This is a genomic window from Aminobacter sp. P4_H6_2 (assembly GCF_056400805.1).
This window is the reverse complement of sequence record NZ_JBFUKO010000883.1, coordinates 1-1,703: the sequence shown is the minus strand read 5'-3', so window position 1 is coordinate 1,703 and position 1,703 is coordinate 1. Positions and strand designations below refer to the sequence as shown.

Annotated in this window: 2 protein-coding genes and 1 pseudogene; all 3 read left to right on the top strand. The window is 62.0% G+C overall.

Features of this window, described 5'->3' with window-relative positions:
- Positions 1-222, top strand: a pseudogene (locus tag AC1DUU_RS31295) (hypothetical protein); the annotation flags it as partial.
- A 12-nt stretch (positions 223-234) separates the two neighbouring features.
- The gene (locus tag AC1DUU_RS31290; protein WP_476787190.1) at positions 235-402 is read left to right on the top strand and encodes a hypothetical protein; all 168 of its coding nucleotides are present in this window, start codon (positions 235-237) and stop codon (positions 400-402) included.
- A gap of 10 nt (positions 403-412) precedes the next feature.
- On the top strand, positions 413-1,703 hold a 1,291-nt coding region (locus AC1DUU_RS31285), incomplete at its 3' end, for an APC family permease (protein ID WP_476787189.1).

The window sequence follows — 1,703 nt, the reverse complement described above, 5'->3', positions numbered from 1 at the left end:
GGCCAGAACGCCGCCGAGCAGCAGCAATGGGCGGCCCTTGGCATCACCGACCCGGCAGCCGCCAATGACATCATCACAGCGCGGTTCGACTACAGCTTCAGCTGGGTCGCGCTTGTCGTCATGGTCGTGCTGGTCATCGGCTACTTCGTCATGGTCGTGCGATTATCCGACAAGGAATACCGCGAAGTCATCGAAGAACGCTTCGGCAACAAGAAGCACTAGGGAGAGGCCACAATGGATACCTGGAACATCCTTGAATATGTGGCCTGGGCGCTGTCAGCCATGTTCGGCGTGCTGATGCTCATCGACCTCGYCCGCATCGATACGACTTATGACAACGAACTGCTGATCTCCTCTCGCGAAGGCGAGATCGAGGCGACCGCAGAACGCCACGAGATCTGAGGGGACGACGATGGCAAATGTTACATCCACTGCGGCGGAGCCTGAACGGCTTCAGCTGCTGCGCGTGCTTGGTCCCGCCCATATTTGGGCACTAGGCGTCGGCATCGTTCTGGTCGGCGAATATATGGGCTGGAATTTCTCGGTCGGCAAAGGCGGCATGATTGCTGGCCTGATCGCCTGCTGGGTCGCGGGACTGCTCTATACTTGCGTCGCCATGATCGACTCCGAGGTGACCTCGACGGTTGCCGCGGCCGGCGGCCAGTACGCCCAGGCCAAGCATATCGTCGGCCCGCTCATGGCCTTCAATGTCGGCCTGTTTCTGGTCATGGCCTACACCATGCTCGAAGCAGCCAACGCGATCACCGTCGGCTTCTTGCTCGACACCGTCGCCGGCATGCAGGGCCATACCGGGCTCAACCAGCACCCCTTCATCATCCTCGCCATCATGTTTCTGGCGTGGCTCAACTATCGCGGTGTGCTTGCGACGCTGACCTTCAACCTGGTCATCACCGCCGTCGCGTTCGTGGCCATCATCACGCTGTTCATCTCGGTGCAGTTCGGCGCATCCAACGTGCCGCTCGACTTCTCGGCTGTTACCACCGATCCGCTGCCTTACGGCTGGGTCGGCATCGTCGCCGCGCTTCACTTCGGCCTGTGGTACTATCTCGGCATCGAGGGAACTTGCCAGGCGGCAGAGGAAGTGCGCTCGCCGGCGCGTTCGCTGCCGTACGGCACCATGGCCGGCATCATGACGCTGCTGATCGCGGCGACCATGACCTGGTATGTCTGTTCGGGCCTCATCCCGTGGGAATATCTCGGCCAGGCCGGCACCCCGCTGTTCGACGCCGCTCGCGTCACCGGCAGCACACCGCTGATGGTCCTGCTCTTCGTCGGCACCGCCTTTGCAACGCTCGCCTCGGCGAATGGCTGCATCAACGACGCCTCGCGCGCCTGGTTCTCGATGGGTCGCGATCGCTACCTGCCGAGCTGGTTCGGTGCCGTGCACCCAGTCTACCGCACGCCGTACCGCGCCATCGTCTTTCTGGTTCCGATCGCGCTCATCTTCGCGCTCGGCGCACCGCTCGACCAGGTCGTCACTTTCTCGATCCTGTCGGGCCTGCTCGGCTACACCTTCATGACCTTCAACATGGTGATGTTCCGCAACAAGTGGCCGCTCGACACCATCAAGCGCGGCTATGTCCATCCGTTCCACCCGCTGCCGACGATCGTCCTGCTGATCCTGTGCTCGACCGCCTATTTCGCCGTGTTCCTCGGCTATGGCACGCAGCTCAGTGCGATGA